This is a genomic window from Kitasatospora viridis (assembly GCF_007829815.1).
Lineage (GTDB): Bacteria > Actinomycetota > Actinomycetes > Streptomycetales > Streptomycetaceae > Kitasatospora > Kitasatospora viridis.
Genome location: NZ_VIWT01000004.1, coordinates 334,832 through 352,967 on the forward strand (window position 1 = coordinate 334,832; position 18,136 = coordinate 352,967).

Annotated in this window: 18 protein-coding genes; 13 read left to right on the plus strand and 5 right to left on the minus strand. The window is 73.5% G+C overall.

Features of this window, described 5'->3' with window-relative positions; translation table 11 throughout:
• Positions 1–132: 132 nt before the first annotated feature.
• Positions 133–1,188, plus strand: a complete 1,056-nt coding sequence (locus tag FHX73_RS35035; protein WP_170305215.1) for an ABC transporter substrate-binding protein — start codon at positions 133–135, stop codon at positions 1,186–1,188.
• Positions 1,189–1,280: 92 nt separating this feature from the next.
• Here the strand turns inward: FHX73_RS35035 and FHX73_RS45135 are convergent, their stop codons facing one another.
• Positions 1,281–2,294, minus strand: a complete 1,014-nt coding sequence (locus FHX73_RS45135) for a helix-turn-helix domain-containing protein (protein WP_170305216.1) — start codon at positions 2,292–2,294, stop codon at positions 1,281–1,283.
• Between the two features lie 314 nt (positions 2,295–2,608).
• Between FHX73_RS45135 and FHX73_RS45140 the strand changes: the two genes are divergently transcribed.
• From FHX73_RS45140 to FHX73_RS35055, 4 genes are all read left to right on the plus strand, one after another.
• Positions 2,609–2,773 carry a hypothetical protein gene (locus FHX73_RS45140; protein ID WP_170305217.1) on the plus strand — a complete coding sequence of 55 codons (165 nt, stop codon included), beginning with the start codon at positions 2,609–2,611 and terminating at the stop codon, positions 2,771–2,773.
• Positions 2,774–2,784: 11 nt separating this feature from the next.
• Positions 2,785–3,099 (plus strand): hypothetical protein, encoded by a 315-nt coding sequence (locus FHX73_RS35045; protein ID WP_170305218.1) that lies wholly within the window; start codon positions 2,785–2,787, stop codon positions 3,097–3,099.
• Between the two features lie 75 nt (positions 3,100–3,174).
• Complete coding sequence (locus FHX73_RS35050; RefSeq protein WP_145910041.1) at positions 3,175–4,659, plus strand: CHAP domain-containing protein; 1,485 nt, start codon at positions 3,175–3,177, stop codon at positions 4,657–4,659.
• A 156-nt stretch (positions 4,660–4,815) separates the two neighbouring features.
• Positions 4,816–5,871, plus strand: coding sequence for a substrate-binding domain-containing protein (locus tag FHX73_RS35055; protein WP_145910042.1), 1,056 nt, complete (start codon positions 4,816–4,818; stop codon positions 5,869–5,871).
• Positions 5,872–5,897: 26 nt separating this feature from the next.
• On the opposite strand, the gene FHX73_RS35060 is transcribed toward FHX73_RS35055, so the two are convergent.
• Genes FHX73_RS35060 through FHX73_RS35075 form a run of 4 tightly spaced genes read right to left on the minus strand, consistent with a single transcriptional unit; the run spans position 5,898 to position 9,233 of the window.
• The gene (locus FHX73_RS35060; protein ID WP_145910043.1) at positions 5,898–6,149 is read right to left on the minus strand and encodes a hypothetical protein; all 252 of its coding nucleotides are present in this window, start codon (positions 6,147–6,149) and stop codon (positions 5,898–5,900) included.
• On the minus strand, positions 6,146–6,496 hold the full coding sequence (locus tag FHX73_RS35065) for a hypothetical protein (protein WP_145910044.1): 351 nt from the start codon (positions 6,494–6,496) through the stop codon (positions 6,146–6,148). The genes FHX73_RS35060 and FHX73_RS35065 overlap by 4 nt, the downstream gene beginning before the upstream one ends.
• Positions 6,497–6,546: 50 nt before the next feature.
• Positions 6,547–7,323 (minus strand): sugar phosphate isomerase/epimerase family protein, encoded by a 777-nt coding sequence (locus FHX73_RS35070; RefSeq protein WP_145910045.1) that lies wholly within the window; start codon positions 7,321–7,323, stop codon positions 6,547–6,549.
• 5 nt (positions 7,324–7,328) lie between these two features.
• The gene (locus FHX73_RS35075) at positions 7,329–9,233 is read right to left on the minus strand and encodes a DUF2264 domain-containing protein (protein WP_211786428.1); all 1,905 of its coding nucleotides are present in this window, start codon (positions 9,231–9,233) and stop codon (positions 7,329–7,331) included.
• A gap of 284 nt (positions 9,234–9,517) precedes the next feature.
• Here FHX73_RS35075 and FHX73_RS35080 point away from each other — a divergent pair, with 284 nt between their 5' ends.
• The 8 genes from FHX73_RS35080 (at position 9,518) to FHX73_RS35115 (ending at position 18,026) form a co-directional block, all read left to right on the plus strand.
• On the plus strand, positions 9,518–10,900 hold the full coding sequence (locus FHX73_RS35080) for an ABC transporter substrate-binding protein (RefSeq protein ID WP_145910046.1): 1,383 nt from the start codon (positions 9,518–9,520) through the stop codon (positions 10,898–10,900).
• Positions 10,897–11,817, plus strand: coding sequence for a carbohydrate ABC transporter permease (locus tag FHX73_RS35085; RefSeq protein WP_246214078.1), 921 nt, complete (start codon positions 10,897–10,899; stop codon positions 11,815–11,817). The genes FHX73_RS35080 and FHX73_RS35085 overlap by 4 nt, the downstream gene beginning before the upstream one ends.
• Complete coding sequence (locus FHX73_RS35090; protein WP_145910047.1) at positions 11,814–12,719, plus strand: carbohydrate ABC transporter permease; 906 nt, start codon at positions 11,814–11,816, stop codon at positions 12,717–12,719. The genes FHX73_RS35085 and FHX73_RS35090 overlap by 4 nt, the downstream gene beginning before the upstream one ends.
• Before the next feature lie 113 nt (positions 12,720–12,832).
• Positions 12,833–13,813 (plus strand): hydroxyacid dehydrogenase, encoded by a 981-nt coding sequence (locus FHX73_RS35095; RefSeq protein ID WP_145910348.1) that lies wholly within the window; start codon positions 12,833–12,835, stop codon positions 13,811–13,813.
• A 49-nt stretch (positions 13,814–13,862) separates the two neighbouring features.
• Positions 13,863–15,014, plus strand: coding sequence for a Gfo/Idh/MocA family protein (locus FHX73_RS35100; protein ID WP_145910048.1), 1,152 nt, complete (start codon positions 13,863–13,865; stop codon positions 15,012–15,014).
• Positions 15,011–16,096, plus strand: coding sequence for a dihydrodipicolinate synthase family protein (locus tag FHX73_RS35105; protein WP_145910049.1), 1,086 nt, complete (start codon positions 15,011–15,013; stop codon positions 16,094–16,096). Before FHX73_RS35100 ends, FHX73_RS35105 begins: the two co-directional genes overlap by 4 nt.
• Positions 16,093–16,914, plus strand: a complete 822-nt coding sequence (locus tag FHX73_RS35110; RefSeq protein WP_145910050.1) for a sugar phosphate isomerase/epimerase family protein — start codon at positions 16,093–16,095, stop codon at positions 16,912–16,914. The genes FHX73_RS35105 and FHX73_RS35110 overlap by 4 nt, the downstream gene beginning before the upstream one ends.
• Entirely contained in the window at positions 16,911–18,026 is a 1,116-nt protein-coding gene (locus FHX73_RS35115; protein WP_145910051.1) for a glycerate kinase, read from the plus strand. The genes FHX73_RS35110 and FHX73_RS35115 overlap by 4 nt, the downstream gene beginning before the upstream one ends.
• The last annotated feature ends 110 nt before the right edge of the window (positions 18,027–18,136 follow it).

The following is an 18,136-nucleotide window of genomic DNA, read 5'->3' on the forward strand; positions in this document are numbered from 1 at the left end:
GCTCGGCGGCAGGCGGGAGGCGGTGGCCGGTTGCCTCCTTCCACCCACCCGATCGGGCGGATAGCGTGAACGCGTCCTGAGTGGGTCGATCCGTCGGGCGTCCCGTCGGCGGTGTTCCCGAATGGAGTCGCAGTGCCTGACACGATCAAGATCGCCGCGATCGGCCCGAGCAGCGGCCCGCTCTCCACCTACGGCGAGATGCTGGCCAACGGCGTCGACGCGGCCGTGCGTCGGATCAACGCCGACGGCGGCGCCGCCGGCCGCCGCCTGGAGTGCGTGCGCTACGACGACGGCGGCGAGCCGGAGCGAGCAGTCGAGGCGGCGCGCCGAGCGGCCCGGGACGGCGTGCGGTTCGTGGTCGGGCACACCATCTCGGACTGTGCCCTGGCCGCCTCGGACGCCTACGAGGCGGCGGGCGTCCTGCTGGTCACTCCCGGCGCCACGCTCCCCGAACTCACCAACCGTGGCCTCCGGTTGGTCTTCCGCACGATCGGCGTGAACAGCGCCCAGGGCGGGGCGGCCGGGCAGTTCATCGCCGACCGCGCGCCGCGGGCGGTGGCCCTCGTCCACGACGGCCGGGCCTACGGCAGGAGCCTGGTCGAGGCCGTCGACGCGACGCTCCGCAGCCGGGGCATCACACCCGTCCGCACCGAGACCGTCCGCACCGGCACCACCGACTTCGCCCCGCTCATCCACGAACTCACGCTCGACAAGGCCGACTTCGTCTTCTTCGGCGGCTACCCGCCGGAGCTCGGCCGACTCATCCGCCAGGCCGCGCAGCAGGGCCTGACCGCCCGCTTCGTGGCCGGCGCGGCCTGCGACACCGACGAGGTCGCCACCTGGGCCGGCGACCCCGCGACCCCCGAGGGCCTGCTGCTGTCCACCCCCACCGCCTTCGACCAGGACCCCGCCAACGCCCCGGTCGTCCAGGCCGTCCGGGACCGGGGCGGCGACCCGGCCAACCCCTACACCCTGCCCGCCTACGCGGCGGTCCAGGTGATCGCCCGGGCCATCGAGCAGGCCGGGAGCGCCGACGACACCGCCCGGGTCGCCGCCGCCTTCCGCGCCGGGGCGTTCCCCACCGCGATCGGCGACCTCGGCTACCAGGCGAACGGCGACCTCACCCGGTTCCCGTTCCAGGTGTACCGATGGCAGTACGGCCGGCCCAAGACCCCGGCCGGAGACTGAAGCACGAGAGGCGCGACAGCTTCGAGCGAGCGCTTGAGCGGCGCTCCTACGGCTGGGAGGAGTGTCGATCCGTCACCCCGCCGCGGGCGCCGCTACAGCCAGCCGTTCTTGGCGGCCTTGATCCCGGCCTCGAAGCGGCTGTCGGCGTCCAGCCGGGCCATCAGGTCGGCCATGATGCGCCGCACGGTGCGGGTGGAGATGCCGAGCTGCCTGGCGGTAACCTCGTCGGTGGCACCCGCGGCGAGGAGTTGCAGCAGCGAGCGCTCGACGTTGGTCAGACCGGTGCCGCGCTCCAGGGGTCGGGCGGGCTCCAGGGGCGCGGCACCGGCCCACACGTTCTCGAACAGGGCGACCAGTTGGTGGACGATGCCCGGATCGTCGGTGTGGACGCGGCCGGCCCACGGCTTGTCCGGGTCGATCGGCACGACGGCGGCCCGCCGGTCGGCGATCAGCAGGCGCTGCGGCAGCACGGCGGTGATCCGCACCTGAGCGCCCTGCTCGGCGAGCCACCGGCCGTAGGCCAGGGTGGGCGGATGGTTGCGGATCGCGTCCTGGTAGACGATCCGGCAGATCACCCCGCGGCCCAGGGTCACGGTGTCGGCGGCCTTGGCGGCCCGCAGGGCGTCCTCGGGCACGGCGTTGCCCGGTACCAGGGAGAGCACCTCGGTGGTGGCGCCGGCGACCAGCTGGTCGAGGCGGTCCTGGACGGCGTCCGCACCGACCAGGTGCTCGGTGGTGGCCGTCGCACCGGCTCCGCGCCCGCCGGCCGGACCGGGCCCGACCTGCTGGACGACCTGCTGGGCGATCAGCCGGGTCGCGGCGGCGCGCCCGGCGGCGACCGCGCGCTCCCGCGCGGCCAGCTCCTCCTCCTGACGCCGCACCAGCCCCGGCAGCGCGACGGCCATCGGGACGGGCACCCAGGCGCCGGAGCGCTCGCGCGAGCGGCGCAGCAACTCCAGGCCGACCAGCTCGTCCAGGGCCGCGCGCACCTGCTCCTCGTCGAGCCCGGTCAGCACGGCCAGTTCGTCGACTCCGGCGTCCGGATGCTCCTGCATCGCCCCGTACACGGCCTGCGCGGCCGTGCCGACCCCGAGCATCTCCAGCATGAGGCCCCCCAGCCCGTACTTGCGATGTCGGGACAGACCTTCGCACACGCGTCCGCCGGTGACAAGAACCGGAGCGGGGCCCGACCGGTCCGCATGCGGCCGGTCGGGGCACGGCCGTGACCGGCGGGATCGCTGTCCGCTGGCGGCCAGGCCGCCCGAGGCCAGCCGGAACCCCTGGTCCGACCGGCCGGCCCGGGACGAGATTCTGAGCAGTCGAACCGGGGAGCCCCGGACGACGCGAGCGGAGCGGGGTCGATCCCGGTCGGAACCGCTCGATCCGCCCACGTCCGGACCGCATCGATTGGACCGATCCCATGCCGAACGCCCTGCGCACCCTCGTCCTCGCCGCACTCCTGATCCTCGGCGGCGCCGGCACTGCCGCGGCCGCCGACGCCGGCACCGCGCCGGGGACGACGGCGACGGCACAGGCGGGCGCGCCGGACACTGCCCCGCAGGCCCTTCCCTGCATGGCCTGCTAGCCCGGCCCGCGATGGAACTGGTCATCGTCACCCTGACCGCCCCGACACCTCGCGGCCGGACCGGGATCGGCGCGCCAGTGCTCACCGACCTCCTCTGGGTCCACGCCACCGCGGCGGACCGCGTCGAGCACATCACCGTCCGCGAAGCGCCGGACGGGACCTCGTACGCCGCCGGACTCTTCCTGCGCCCCGCCGACAGCACCGCCGGCCAGGAGAGCCACGAACTGACGGCGTTGCACCTGTGCCGCACCGCGATCGACAACTCGCCCGCGCTGACCGGCTGGCGCGCCGACCTCGACCCGCCGGTCCACCAGCGCCGCTGCTGACGGCCGGCCCCGCACCGCGGCTTCCGAACGATCAACTCACCACCATCAGCTCACACTTCAACGGGGGAATCCACCATGCCCGGAAAGCGCACTCGTAGCCTCAGCCTGGCCTTCGCCGCCGTCCTCGCCGGCCCGGCGCTGGTCGCCACCACGGCCGGCACCGCCCAGGCGAGCACCGGCGCCTCGATCGCGGGCATCGCCGCCGGCCAGGTCGGCCAGGGCCCGTGCGGCAACAACGGCAACGGGTACGCCGCGGCGGGCACCGCGCAGAGCAGCAGTTGCGCCAACGGCACGGTGGCGCACGGCTGGTGCGCCGACTTCGCCGGCTGGGTGTGGCAGCAGGCCGGCGTCACGGACCTCAGCACCGATCTGACCTACGACGGCAACTACACCGTCGACAACGGTGCTTCGAGCTTCTACAACTACGGCACCAAGCACGGCACCCTGCACCTCCCCGGCTCCGGCTACACGCCGCAGCCCGGCGACGCGGTGGTGTACAACTACGGCACCGCCGGCAACCCCGCCAACTGGGCGAGCCACGTCGCGCTCGTCACCGGCCTGGAGGCGAACGGCAACGTCGACACCGTCGGCGGCAACACCGGCGGTGGTGACGGATCGGTCGGCACCGACACCAACGAGCCGGTCTGGGGCTCCGTCAGCTGGGGCGACGGCATCAGCGCCTACATCACGCCGGCCACCGGGCAGCCCCAGCCGACCCCCAACCCCGTGACCCAGCGCCACATCTACGCCCTGGCGCCCAACAAGAGCGCCGTCTCCGTCTACAACAACAGCGGTTCCGGCCCGGGCGCCTGGACCGTGATCGGCGGGGCCGCGGTCGACCTCTACGCCGGCGACGCGGGCCTGTTCGCGACCAACCCGAACGACGGCAGCATCAACGAGTACAACGGCGCCGGTACCGGCCCGGCCGCCTGGACGAAGATCGGCGGCCCGGGCGCCCAGTTCGCGGTCGGCGGCGGCCACCTCTACGGCCTGACCCCCGACAAGTCCGCGGTCATGATGTGGGACGGCTCGCCGGGCGCCTGGCACCAGGTCGGCGGCGCGGCCACCGCGATCTACGCCGGCGGCTTCGGGCTCTTCGCCACCAACCCCAACGACGGCAGCATCAACAGGTACAGCGGCACGGGCAGCGGCCCGGCCGCCTGGACCAAGATCGGCGGCCCGGGCGCCCAGTTCGCGGTCGGCGCCAACGCCCTCTACGGCCTGGGCCCGGACAAGAGCTACGTGGCCAAGTGGGACGGCACGGGCTGGTCGACCATCGGCGGCGCCGCCACCGCGATCTACGCCGGTGGGCTCGGCCTCTTCGCGACCAACCCGAACGACGGCAGCATCAACGAGTACAGCGGCACGGGCAGCGGCCCGGGCGCCTGGACGAAGATCGGCGGCCCGGGCGCGGCCTACGCGGTCGGCAGCAGCACCCTGCTCGGCCTGGCCACCGGCGACACCGCGGTCTCCGTCTGGAAGGGCCCGGGCACGGGCAGCGGCCCGGACGCCTGGAACCCGATCGGCAACAACGCCAGCGAGATCGCGGTCTCCGGCTGACCCCCTCCACCGGCGGCGGCAGCGGGCCGGGTCCTCGGGACCCGGCCCGCTCCGTCGCGTTCCGGCCCCGAACTCGATCAACTGGGCGATCGAATGATAGAAATTGATCCGGGACGCGAGCGCGCCCCCGCACTCCACCCAGAGGGACGGAACCCCATGACGATCACGGCCGAGCAGCGCCGGGCCCGGATCCTGGACGTGGTCCGCGAGCTCGGGACGGTCCGCGTCGTGGACCTCGCCGAGCGGATCGGGCTCGCCGCGGTCACCGTGCGCCGGGACGTCGCGGCGCTGGCCGACGACGGGCTGCTGCGCCGCACCCACGGCGCGGTCTCGCTGCCGCTGGCGGAGAGCGGCCCGGCCGACCGGTCCGAGCTGACGCTCGGCATGCTGGTGCCGGCCGTCGGCTCGTACTTCGACGAGATCATCGACGGCGCCCGCTCGGCCGTGAACGCGGCGGGGGTGCGGCTGGTGCTGGGCATCGCGCCGTACGACTCCGACTCCGACCGGGCGCAGGTCGAGCAGTTGCTCGCCTCCGACGTGGACGGGCTGCTGCTCACCCCGAACTGGAAGCCGGGCGGCCCAGCCGCCGGGGCGAGCGGCTGGATCCGCGACCTGGCGGTGCCGGTGGTGCTGGTCGAGCGCCAGGCGCCGGCCGACAGCCCGGTCGCGGGACTGGACTCGGTCGGCTCGCAGCACCGGCACGGCGTGCTGCTGGCGCTGCGTCACCTGGCCGCGCTCGGGCACGAGTCGGTGCTGCTGGCGGCCCGGCAGGACTCCTGGACGGCCTACCAGGTCCGCGAGGGCTACGCGGAGGCGGTCCGGCTGCTCGGGCTGACCCCGCAGCCGGTGATCGACATCCGCCGGCCCGGCCGCGAGTCGGAGGCGATCGCCGAGCAGATCACCGCGGCCGTGGCGCGCGGGGTGCGGGCGGTGCTGGTCCACAACGACCAGGAGGCGATCCAGCTCAACCCGCTGCTGCGGGCCCGCGGCCTGCACGTGCCGGACGACGTCGCGCTGATCTCCTACGACGACGTCTTCGCCGCCCTCGCCGCTCCCCCACTGACCGCCGTCGCACCCCCCAAGCGCGCGGTCGGCGTAGCCGCCGTCGACCTCCTGCTGCGCCGCCTGCGCCACGACGCCGACCTCCCGGTCCACCACATCGCCCTGCTCCCGGAACTCAAGGTCCGCACCTCCTGCGGCGGCACGGCCTGACGCACCGTCGGCGCCGCCGATCCGTTCTAGAGGGCCTGGGCGCGCAGGACGTACACGCGCTCGTCGCGCGGGATGACCATGTACCAGAAGATGCCGTCCTCGACGTTGGCGGTCCGCATCCGCTCACCGGGCCCTTGGTAGGTGGTGCCGTCCAGATAGAGCGCCTCGGCGGCACGCACGATCTCGTCGGCCTTCTTCTCGACCTGGGCCACGAAGGCCAGTGGCGCGCCGGCGACAACGTCCGCCTCGTCGGGGTGGTACTCCCAGCGCCAGGTCATCCGCGCACCGCCTCGACGGCGGCGCTCACGATGGCCCCCGCCAGGGCAGCCTGGCGGCGGCGCTCGTCGAGGGTCAGCGCGTGCTGGGCCAGGTATTCAGCACGGTGCAGTTCGGCGAGCGTCTCGGGGTGGCGTGCGATCTCGATGTCCACGGCCCACTTCAGGGTGAAGCGCAGCAAGGGCTTGAGGCTGTTCTTCTCCACCGCCTCGGTCATGGCGCGGGTCTGGTCCGCCGTCAGCTCGGGCAGCCGGTGCGGGAGGATGGCCGCGACCGCCTCGTACAGCCCCGTGGGCGTCTGGGCCGGCCGCGGGATCAGCTCCGGGCCGTGGATCGGTTGAGCGCTCATTCGTTCCTCCTCCGTCTGACCAGGACACCGTACGACACCCGCCCACCCGCTCACCCCAGCCCGCGCAGCACCTCGCCGCCCGCCTCCAGCAGGGGTGCCAGCGGTGCCGCCGTCGGGTGCCAGGGTGCCTCGTACTCCCAGGAGACCCAGGTGTCGGCGGGCAGCAGCGCCACGCACTCGGCGAGCGGGAGCACTCCGCGGCCCAGGGGCAGCGGCGTCAGGTCGGCGGGCCCGGCGACGTCCTTCACCTGCACGTAGCCGAGGTGGGCGCGCAGCGCGGCGTAGCTGTCGGCGACCGTGTCACCGGCGAGCCAGGTGTGCAGCAGGTCCCAGAGGGCGCCGACCGAGGGGTGGCCGACCAGGTCGAGCAGGCGGGCGAGGGTGTGGCCGGAGCGGTGGGAGTCGTGGGTCTCGACCAGGATCCGCACGCCCAGCGCCCCGGCCTCGTCGGCGATCGCGCCCAGGCGGCGGGCGGCGGTCCGGTCGGCCTGCTCGGCCGGCGCGTCGCCGCCGCGCGGGAAGACCCGCAGGTGGGGCGCGCCGAGGTCGGCGGCCAATCGCAGGTGGGCCCGCAGGTCGGCGAGGACCGGCTGGTCCGCCCCCGCCCCGGCCACGCCGAGGTAGCTCGCGACGCAGAGCGGGGTGATCGCGGCCGCGTCGAGCGCACGGGCGACGGCCCGCCGTTCGGCGGCGGTCAGCCCGAGGTGCACCGGCTCGCCGGGCGCGCAGCGCAGTTCCAGCCCGGCCCAGCCGTGGGCTACGGCCAGCCGGAGCACCTCGGCGAGCGGCGTGCCGGGCAGCCCGAGGGTGGCGAGGGCCGGCCGCATCCCGCTCACTCCCCCGCCGCGGTGACGGTCACGTGCCCGGGTTCGAGCAGCGCCCGCTGTTCGCCGCCGTCCGGCCAGCGGACCAGCACCGCGGTCCCCTCGCACACCACCTCGGGCACCGCGCCGGGCTCCGCCCCGCTGAGGCTCGCCACGCTCACGAACAGCGCGCCGTCCCCCGTCGCCCCGGTCAGCACCGGGTACGCGGCCCGCTCGCCGAACGCCGTGCCGCCGTCGACGTGGTGCACCGCCGCGCCCGTGTACCCGTGCACGCCCCGCAGCACCGACGCCAACCCCGGCCCCGCGCTCACCACCCGCGCCCGGGTGCCGTCCGCCGTCGCCTCGATGCCGGTCCCGGCCACCGCCCATCCGCTGTGCCGCACCCCGGTGCCCGCACCGGCCCCGGCCACCAGGTGCGCGTGCACCTCCTGGGCGCCGCGGGCGAGCAGCACCGAGGTCACCGTGACCCCGTCGAGCGGCCGGTGCGCGGAGGCGGCCCAGCCGGGCCCGGCACCGAGCGGCGTGATCCGTCCACGCTCCGTCAGCTCACCGCTCGTCAGCTGACCATTCGTCAGTAGCCCGAAGTGCCCGTCCGCCGTCCCGTCGAAGGACGGGCCGGTCACCGTCGAGTAGCCGAGCCGGGCGTAGAGCGGGCTGTCGGGCTGCACGCGGTCGGCGGGCTGGTCGTCACTGCCGTGGTTGTGCAGCCGCACGATGCCGTCGGCCGCCGTGGACTGGATCAGCCAGCCGGGCTGCGGCAGGGCGTGCACGGCGTCGGCGCGCTCGACCGGTGCCGGCTCCTCCCGCGCCGTCCAGACCGGGTGGTCGGCGGGCAGCAGCAGCCCGACGAAGCCCTTGCTCGCCCAGTACGGCGAAGCCGGTCCCGAGTAGTCCTGCACCAGCGACAGCCGTTCGCCGTACCAGCCGAGCGGGAGCAGCCCGTCGGCCCCGACGGCGCCGTGGTCCACGAAGTGGCGCAGCGCGCCGGAGGCGAGGCGGCGGGTGGCGCCGGGGGTGAGCGGGGTGCGGCCGGTGAGCGCGCCAGCCCACAGCGGTGCGGCGGCGGCGAACCGGTAGATCAGCGAGCGGCCCTGGTGCACGGGGGCGCCGTCGCCGCCGAAGGTGCGGGCGTAGCCCTCCAGGTGGGCGGCGAGCCGGCCGCCGTAGCGGGCGAGCAGCTCCTGGTCGCCCGTCAGGTGGGCGTGCAGCACGGGGTAGAGGTGCAGGGCCCAGCCGTTGTAGTGGTCGAAGGCGCGGGGGCGGCCGTCGGTGTACCAGCCGTCGCCGAGGTACCACTGGTCGATCTTCGCCAGCCCGCGGTCGACGGCGGCCTGTGCGGCGCCGTCCTCGTCCAGCCCGGCTTCGACCAGGAAGCCGCCGACGGTGAACGGGAAGAGCCACCAGTTGTTGTCGCAGGGCTCGTGGTGCAGCGCCCCGGCCAGCCAGGCCCGGGCGGTGGCCCGGACCTGCTCGTCCAGCCGGTCCCAGAGCCAGGGCCGGGTCAGCCGCAGGGCGAGGGCGACGGAGGCGGCCTCGACCATCGCCTGGCCGCGGTCCTGGATCACCGGCCAGGAGACCGGGTCACGGTCGGTCAGCTCCCGCTCGGTGGTGGGGTTGCGGGTGCCGGCGGCGAGTCCGGCGGCGTAGCGGGGCAGTCGGCCGTGCGGGTCGGCGCCGCCCGCCCCGGCGATCCGGAAGGCGGCGAGCAGGAAGGTCCTGGCGTAGCCCTCCAGTCCGTCGGAGCGGGTGCCGGCCAGGCTGGGGCGGGGGCCGGGCAGGTTGATCAGCGCGTGTTCGGGGCCGGCGTGGCGGGCGACCGCGTTCAGCAGCCCGTCGGCCACGGCCTCCCAGTGCGCCCGGGTCCATCCGGTGTGCGGGCTGAGGGTGAAGTCTTCCGGGGGCAGCTGCTGCACGAGACGCTCCTCGATCGAGTCCGGGGACAGGCTGATCAATCGTTCCGCGTCACCGAGCAAATGATCCACCCATCGGTCGGGCCAATCTTGCCTGACCACCCCTTCCTTGGGAAATACCCGACATCTGACGAGCCTTTATCGGATCGTGTTGGATCATTCGATCGGAAAGTCTTGACTCTGATCTCACCCGGTCGTCAGGATGGGCCCACCTCCGCGCCGGCCACCCCGGAACGACCCGGTGCGGAGCCTCCTCAGGCACTGACCCCCTCCCCAGGAGCCGCGCCATGACCAGCCCCACCACCCACCGTGACCGCCCTGCCCGCCCCGGCCGCCGCAGCCACCGCAACCGCGGGGTCCTCCGCCACGCCGCCGCCCTCGGCGCCGGCACCCTCGCCGTCACCCTGCTCGCCGCCTGCGGCAGCGGCGGATCGAGCGGCGACACCACCAGCAGCGGCCCGGTCACCATCACCTTCTGGGGCTGGGCCAAGGGCACCCAGGACGTGGTCAACGCGTTCAACGCCTCGCACAAGGACGTCCAGGTCAGCTACCAGCAGATCCCCTCCGGCGTGGCCGGCGGCTACGCCAAGATCTCCGACGCCACCAAGGCCGGCAACGCCCCCGACCTGTTCAACGTCGAGTACGGCGAGCTGCCCGACTTCGTCAGCCAGGGCGCCGTGCAGGACATCACCAAGCTGGTCTCCGCCGACCTCAAGGGCAAGTACCTGCCGCAGTCGGTCGAGCAGACCACGCTCGGCGGCAGCGTCTGGGCCCTCCCGCTGGACGCCGCCCCGCAGGCGCTCTTCTACCGCAAGGACCTGTTCGCGCAGGCCGGCATCACCGCCCCGCCGACCACCTGGGACGAGTACAAGGCCGACGCCCAGAAGCTCAAGGCGGCCGAGCCGAACACCCGGATCGGCACCTTCTTCCCCGACGACCCCAGCACCTTCGAGGCGCTGGCCTGGCAGAACCAGGCCCACTGGTTCACCGGCGTCGGCGACACCTGGAACGTGGCGATCAGCAGCGACCCGACCAAGCGGGTCACCGACTACTGGCAGCAGCTGATCACGGACGACCTGGTCCGGGTGCAGCCCTCGTTCAGCCAGCAGTGGACCGCCTCGCTGCAGAAGGGCGAGACCGCCGCCTACCTCGGCGCGGCCTGGGGCGGCGGGGTGCTCCAGTCCACCCTGGCCAGCACGCCCGACGCGGCCGGCAAGTGGGCCGTGGCGCCGATCCCGAGCTGGGACGGCAAGGCGGCCGGCGGCATGCTCGGCGGCTCCACCTTCGCCGTCTCCAAGGGCAGCAAGAAGGCCAAGGCCGCGCTGGAGTTCGCCACTTGGGCGACCACCACCCCCGAGGGCATCCAGGCCCGGATCACCTCCGGCGCCTCCTCGATGTTCCCGGCCGACCCGGAGCTGCTGCCGACCGCCAAGGCGGCCTTCAAGACCGACTTCTACGGCGGCCAGGACATCTACTCGGTCTTTACCGACGCCTCCAAGGCGATCAACCCCGGCTGGCAGTGGGGCCCGGTGATGGGCGTCACCAACAACGCGATGAAGGACGCCTTCGGCAAGCTCGGCTCCGGCGGCACCATCCAGTCGGCCGTCGACGCCGCCCAGCAGGCCACCGTCTCCGAGCTGAAGAACCGCGGCCTCAAGGTCTCGCAGTGAGCGAGCACCTGACCCGCCGTTCACCCAGGGGGAGGATCGGGGCGCCGGCGCTGCTGCTCGCCCCGTTCTTCCTGCTCTTCACCGCGGCGATGCTCGTCCCGATCGGCTACGCGGTCTACCTGAGCCTGTTCACCGAGCACCGCTCGGGCCTGGGCTTCGGCGGCAGCCAGACGGTCTTCACCGGGCTGGGCAACTACAGCCGGGCGCTGGGCGACGCGGCCTACCGGGCCGGGTTCGTCACCATCGGCGAGTACTGCCTGCTCTACATCCCGGTCATGCTCGGCCTGTCGCTGCTGGTCGCGCTGCTGCTCGACTCGGCGCTCGCCCGGGCCCGGCGGTTCTTCCAGCTCGCGCTCTTCCTGCCGCACGCCGTGCCCGGCATCATCGCCGCCCTGGTCTGGACGTACCTGTACAGCCCGGGCATCAGCCCGGTGCTCGGCGCGCTCAACTCCGGTGGCCTGCACCCCGATCTGCTCGGCCACCCGCTGCCCGCCGTGGTCAACATGGCGGTCTGGGAGTGGACCGGCTACAACATGGTGATCTTCTACGCCGCCCTGCAGGCCATCCCCCGCGAGGTGTTGGAGGCGGCGGTGGTGGACGGCGCGAGCCCGCTGCGCACCGCGCTGGACATCAAGCTCCCGCTGATCCGCGCCTCGATCACCATGGTCGGGCTGTTCACCGTGATCGGCTCGCTCCAGCTGTTCACCGAACCGATGATCCTGCACGGCAACGCGTCCGCCGCCGTCAGCACCTGGACACCCAACATGTACGCCTACACCGCCGCCTTCGACCGCAACGACTACGGCCTGGCCGCCGCCTCCTCGGTGCTGCTGGCACTGGTCGCGGCCGCGCTCTCCTTCATCGTCACCCGGGCCACCCGGGGCCGCTCCGAACGACGGACGGAGGCCACCGCATGACCGCGCTCGCCACCCCCGGGCAGCGCCGGCGCGCCGCCGCCCGCGCCAACGGCGGTGCCACCAGGCGCCCGTGGACGCTGTCCGCGGCCGCCGTGAACGGCTCGCTGCTGCTGGTCACCGCCTACACCCTGCTGCCGCTGGTCTGGCTGGTCACCGCGGCCGCCAAGAACACCCCGGACCTGCTCGGCGGCAACGCGCTGGGCCTGTCCAACTTCCACCTCGGGCAGAACCTGCACGACCTGGCCACCGCGGACGGCGGGATCTACTTCCGCTGGTACCTCAACTCCCTGCTGTACGCCGGGATCGGGGCCGCGCTCTGCGCCTTCCTGTGCGTCTGCGCCGGCTACGCCTTCGAGGTGTACGCCTTCCGCGGCAAGGAGAAGCTCTTCGGCCTGGTGCTGCTGGGCGTGCTGGTGCCCACCACCGCGCTCGCGCTGCCGATGTACCTGGTGGCCTCCGAAGTCGGGCTGGTGAACACCTTCTGGGCGGTCTTCCTGCCCAGCCTGGTCAACCCGTTCGGGGTCTACCTGGCCCGGGTGTTCTGCGCCGGGTACGTGCCCGGCGAGGTGCTGGAGGCGGCCCGGATGGACGGCGCCGGCGAGCTGCGGACGTTCTGGTCGATCGGCCTGCGGATGGTGACGCCCGGGTTCGTGACCATCTTCCTGTTCCAGTTCACCGCGATCTGGAACAACTTCTTCCTGCCGCTGGTGATGCTCTCCGACAGCAAGCTCTACCCGGTCAGCCTCGGGCTGTACGCGTGGAACACCCAGACCCGTTCCGAGCCGACCTTCTACCCGATGGTCGTGACCGGATCCCTGCTCGCCGTCCTGCCTCTTGTGGTCGCCTTCGTCGCGCTGCAACGGCACTGGAAGGCCGGCCTGACCGCCGGGAGCGTCAAATGACGACCACTCAGATCACTTGCGCGGCGGCACCGGAGACCCGGGTGACCGACCCCGCCACCGCCGTCGCCCCTGCCCCCGGCGCCGCGCCGCGCCGCCCGCGCGCCCTGCTCGCCATGCAGGCCGGGCTCGCCGAGCGCCTGATCGACCCGCCCACCCTCACCAGGCTGACCGAACTCGCCGACCTCGACCCGCGGTTCGTGCTCCACGAGTTCGACACCGCCGAGGCCAGGGCCGCGCTGGCGGACGCCGAGGTGATCGTCAGCAGCTGGGGCTGCCCGCCGATCGACGAGGCCGTGCTGGCGGCCGCACCCCGGCTGCGCGCCGTGCTGCACGCGGCCGGCTCGGTCAAGCACCACATCACCGAGGCCTGTTGGGAGCGCGGCATCCAGGTGACCTCGGCCGCCTGGGCCAACGCGCTGCCGGTCGCCGAATACACCGTGGCCGCGGTGCTGGCCGGCAACAAGCAGCTCCTGCGGATCGGCACCGACTACCGCACCCGCCGGGCCCGCTTCGACTGGGACGCCGAGTACGCCGGGATCGGCAACTACCGGCGCACCGTCGGCATCGTCGGCGCCTCCCGGATCGGCCGCCGGGTGGTCGAACTGCTGAGCCCTTACGACCTCGAACTCCTCCTGCACGACCCGTACCTGACGGAGCACCAGGCCACCGAGCTGGGCGCCCGCCTGGTGCCGCTGGACGAACTGTGCCGACTCAGCGACGTGGTGAGCGTGCACGCACCCCAACTGCCGGAGACCGAGCACCTGATCGACCGTCGACGGCTCGCCCTGATGCGCGACGGCGCCACCCTGGTCAACACCGCCCGGGGCTCCCTGGTCGACCAGGCCGCGCTCACCGAGGAGTTGGTGGCCGGGCGGCTGGACGCCGTGCTGGACGTCACCACCCCCGAGGTGCTGCCCGCCGACTCGCCGCTCTACGACCTGCCCAACGTCCTGCTCACCCCGCACATGGCCGGCTCGCTCGGCAACGAGCTGCACCGGATGGCCGCCGCCGCGGCCGACGAACTGGCCCGCTACGCCGCCGGGTTGCCGTTCGCCCACCCGGTGCTTCCGCAGGAGATCGGCCGGATCGCCTGAGCCCGCGCCACCGCGCCGCCCCGCACCACCTAGAGGAGAGAAGCACCGTATGTCCCGCAAGGTGATCGGCATCGTGATGAACGGTGTCACCGGACGCATGGGCTACCGCCAGCACCTGGTCCGCTCCATCCTGGCCATCCGCGAACAAGGCGGACTGCCGCTCGCCGACGGCCGCACCCTGTGGCCCGAACCCATCCTCGTCGGCCGCAACGCCCACAAGCTCAAGGAGATCGCCGAGCAGCACGGCCTGGAGCACTGGACCACCTCGCTGGACGAGGCGCTGGCCCACCCCCTCGCCGAGATCTACTTCGACGCCCAGGTCACCACCGCCCGCGAGCAGGCCATCCGCGCCGCCATCGCCGCCGGCAAGCACGTCTACACCGAGAAGCCCACCGCCGAAACCCTGGACTCGGCCCTGGAGTTGGCGCGGCTGGCGCGCGATGCCGGGGTGTGCAACGGCGCGGTGCAGGACAAGCTGTTCCTGCCCGGCCTGCTCAAGCTCAAGCGCCTGGTCGACAGCGGCTTCTTCGGCCGGATCCTGTCCGTGCGCGGCGAGTTCGGCTACTGGGTCTTCGAAGGCGACTGGCAGGCCGCCCAGCGCCCCTCCTGGAACTACCGCGCCCAGGACGGCGGCGGCATGATCCTGGACATGTTCCCGCACTGGCGCTACGTGCTGGACAACCTCATCGCCCCCGTCCGCTCCGTCTACGCCCACACCGCCACCCACATCCCCGAACGCGTCGACGAACACGGCCGCACCTACCCCGCCACCGCCGACGACGCCGCCTACGGCATCTTCGAGCTGGCGGGCGGTGTCACCGCGCAGATCAACTCGTCCTGGGCCGTGCGCGTGGACCGCGACGAACTCGTCGAGTTCCAGATCGACGGCACCCACGGCAGCGCGGTGGCGGGCCTGCGCAACTGCCGCTTCCAACACCGCGCCGCCACCCCCAAACCCGTTTGGAACCCCGACCTGCCCGCCACCGAGTCGTTCCGCTCGCAGTGGCAGCAGGTCCCCGACAACGGCGACTTCGACAACGGCTTCAAGGTGCAATGGGAACTCTTCCTCCACCACGTCGCCAGTGGCACCGCCTACCACTGGGACCTGCTCGAAGGCGCCAAGGGCGTCCAACTCGCCGAACTCGGCCTGCGCTCCGCCGCCGAAGGCCGCCGCCTCGACGTCCCGGAGCTGACCCTGTGACCACCCCAACCAGCCGTACGGTCTTCGCCGCAGCCCACGTCGTCGCCGACCCCCGGCGCGACAACACCCCCGGCACACCCGCCGCCCTCGACTGGGACACCACCCTCGCCTTCCGCCACCACCTGTGGTCCCTGGGCCTCGGCGTCGCCGACGCCATGGACACCGCCCAACGCGGCATGGGCCTGGACTGGCCCACCACCCGCGAACTCATCACCCGCACCGGCACCGAAGCCAAAGCCACAGGCGGACGCCTCGCCTGCGGCACCGGAACCGACCAACTCACCTCCACTGCTGTCTCACTGACTGACATTCAGAACGCCTACGAGGAGCAGCTGGAGGTGGTCGAGGAGGCCGGTGCGCAGCCGATCCTGATGGCCAGCCGCGCGCTCGCCGCCACCGCCCAGAGCCCCGAGGACTACCTGCACGTCTACGGGGAGCTGATCCGCCAGGCCCGACGGCCCGTCATCCTGCACTGGCTCGGCGAGATGTTCGACCCCGCGCTGGCCGGCTACTGGGGCTCCACGGACTTGGACCAGGCCACCGCCACCGTGCTCGCCCTCATCCGCGAGCACGGCCCCGACCGGATCGACGGCATCAAGATCTCCCTGCTAGACGCCGACCGCGAGATCGCCCTGCGCCGCGCCCTGCCCGAAGGCGTCAAGCTCTACACCGGCGACGACTACCACTACCCCGAGCTCATCCGCGGCGACGAACACGGCCACAGCCACGCCCTGTTGGGCATCTTCGACCCCATCGCCGCAACCGCCGCCGCAGCCCTGCACGCACTCGACGCCGGCGACCCGGACCGCTACAACGCGCTCCTCGCCCCCACCGTCCCCCTGGCCCGCCACCTCTTCGCCGCGCCGACCTACCACTACAAGACCGGCATCGTCTTCCTCGCCTACCTCGCCGGCCACCAAAACCACTTCACCATGGTCAACGGCGCCCAAAGCGCCCGCTCCGTGCCCCACCTGGTAGAGCTGTTCCGCCTCGCCGAACAAGCCGGAGCACTGCCCGACCCCGACCTCGCCGCCCACCGCATGCGCCACTACCTCACCGTCGCAGCAGGGGTGACGCCATGAACCGCCTGTCCCTCAACCAGATCACCACCAAACACTGGACCCTCCCCCAGGCCGTCCAAGGCTGCGTGAACGCCGGGATCCCGGCCATCGGCCTGTGGCGCGACAAGGTCGCCGAAACCGGCCTCGCCGAATCGGCCCGCCTCGTCCGCGACGCCGGACTGACCGTCAGCAGCCTGTGCCGCGGCGGGTTCCTCACCGCCACCGGGGCCGGGAGCCGCCAGGCCGCGTTGGCCGAAAACCTGCGTGCCCTCGAAGAAGCCGCCGAACTCGGCACCGACACCCTCGTCATGGTCGTCGGCGGCCTCCCGGACGGCAGCCGCGACCTGACCGGCACGCGCGCCCGGGTCGCCGAGCTGCTCGCCGAACTCGCGCCCCACGCCGGGGACTTCGGCGTCCGCTTGGCGATCGAGCCGCTCCACCCGATGTTCTGCGCCGACCGGGCAGTGGTCTCCACCCTCGCCCAAGCCCTCGACCTCGCCGAACAGTTCCCCACCGAACAGGTCGGCGTGGTCGTGGACAGCTACCACACCTGGTGGGACCCCCAATTGGCACAGCAGATCGCCCGCGCCGCCGACCGCATCGCCGCCTACCAGGTCTGCGACTGGACCCTCCCCCTCCCCCCGGACACCCTCCTCGGCCGAGGCCACGTCGGCGACGGCCACATCGACTTCCGCACCCTCACCCACCACGTCACCGCCGCCGGCTACACCGGCTGGATCGAAGTCGAGATCTTCAACGAGCAGATCTGGAACACCCCCGGCGACCAAACCCTCCGCACCATGATCGAACGCCACCACACCCACGTGGTGGCCCCGTGAGGGTCGTCGTCGCGCCCGACTCGTTCAAGGGCACCGTGACCGCCGACGACGCGGCCCGGGCGCTGGCGGACGGTTGGCGCTCGGTCAGGCCGGACGACCACCTGATGCTCCGTCCGATGGCCGACGGCGGCGAGGGCACCCTGGCCGCCGTCCGCTCCGCCAACCCGGCCGCCGAGTTGCACACCGTCCCCGGCTGCACCGGCCCGGACGGCCGGCCCGTCGACGGCCTGTTCGCCCTGCTTCCGGACGGCACCGCAGTGGTCGAACTCGCCGTCGCCAGCGGGCTGCCGCTGCTGGGCGACGAGCTCGCCCCGCTCACCGCGACCACCCGGGGCACCGGCGAGACCATCGCCGCCGCGCTGGACCGGGGCGCGACCCGACTGCTGGTCGCGCTGGGCGGCTCCGCCTCCACCGACGGCGCCACCGGCCTGCTCGGCGCCCTCGGGCTGCGCCTGCTGGACCCCGAGGGGCGGCCGCTGCCGGACGGCGGCGGTGCGCTCGGCCGGGCCTGCCGGGTGGACATCACCCGGTTGCGCCCGGCCCCGGCGGGCGGTGTCCGGCTGCTCACCGACGTGACCAACCCACTGCTCGGCCGGGACGGCGCGGCGGCGGTCTACGGCCCGCAGAAGGGCGCCACCAGCGAACAGGTCGAGCGCTTGGACCGGGGTCTGGCCCGGCTCGCCGAGGTGTTCGGCGGCCGACCCGAGCAGCCGGGCGCGGGCGCGGCCGGCGGCACCGCCTACGGTCTCGTGGCGGCCTGGGGCGCGACCATCACGCCGGGCGCCGCCGCGGTCGCCGAGTTGCTCCGCCTCGACCAGGCCTTCGTCCACGCCGACTTGGTGATCACCGGCGAGGGCCGGTTCGACGCGACCAGCCTGCGCGGCAAGGCCGTCGGCGAGGTGATCGCCCGGGCCCAGCGGGCCGAGGTGCCGGTGCGAGTGGTGGCCGGCGAGTCCGCCGTCCCGCGCACGCTCACCCTCACCGACCTCGCCGGCGACCCGCTGGCGGCCCGTCAGGAGCCGGCCCACTGGCTGCGCGAGGCGGGTGCCCGGCTGGCCCGTTCGTCCGGGCTGGGCGCCCACCGGCCGCGCGTCCAGGCGGCCCGCGCCTGACGCCCACGGCCACGGCCACGGCCACGGCCGGGACCGCTGCCCGGCGGCCCCGACCCGTGAACCGGCACCGCTGCCCGGCGGCCCCGACGCGTGGGTCGGTGCCGCCGGGC

Coding starts and splice junctions, on each gene's coding strand:
- FHX73_RS35100 (WP_145910048.1), top strand. CDS start 13,863: ATGTCCCGCAAGGTGATCGGCATCGTGATGAACGGTGTCACCGGACGC.
- FHX73_RS35110 (WP_145910050.1), top strand. CDS start 16,093: ATGAACCGCCTGTCCCTCAACCAGATCACCACCAAACACTGGACCCTC.
- FHX73_RS35050 (WP_145910041.1), top strand. CDS start 3,175: ATGCCCGGAAAGCGCACTCGTAGCCTCAGCCTGGCCTTCGCCGCCGTC.
- FHX73_RS45135 (WP_170305216.1), bottom strand. CDS start 2,294: ATGCTGGAGATGCTCGGGGTCGGCACGGCCGCGCAGGCCGTGTACGGG.
- FHX73_RS35070 (WP_145910045.1), bottom strand. CDS start 7,323: ATGCGGCCGGCCCTCGCCACCCTCGGGCTGCCCGGCACGCCGCTCGCC.
- FHX73_RS35065 (WP_145910044.1), bottom strand. CDS start 6,496: ATGAGCGCTCAACCGATCCACGGCCCGGAGCTGATCCCGCGGCCGGCC.
- FHX73_RS35055 (WP_145910042.1), top strand. CDS start 4,816: ATGACGATCACGGCCGAGCAGCGCCGGGCCCGGATCCTGGACGTGGTC.
- FHX73_RS35090 (WP_145910047.1), top strand. CDS start 11,814: ATGACCGCGCTCGCCACCCCCGGGCAGCGCCGGCGCGCCGCCGCCCGC.
- FHX73_RS35095 (WP_145910348.1), top strand. CDS start 12,833: ATGCAGGCCGGGCTCGCCGAGCGCCTGATCGACCCGCCCACCCTCACC.
- FHX73_RS35080 (WP_145910046.1), top strand. CDS start 9,518: ATGACCAGCCCCACCACCCACCGTGACCGCCCTGCCCGCCCCGGCCGC.
- FHX73_RS45140 (WP_170305217.1), top strand. CDS start 2,609: ATGCCGAACGCCCTGCGCACCCTCGTCCTCGCCGCACTCCTGATCCTC.
- FHX73_RS35045 (WP_170305218.1), top strand. CDS start 2,785: ATGGAACTGGTCATCGTCACCCTGACCGCCCCGACACCTCGCGGCCGG.
- FHX73_RS35060 (WP_145910043.1), bottom strand. CDS start 6,149: ATGACCTGGCGCTGGGAGTACCACCCCGACGAGGCGGACGTTGTCGCC.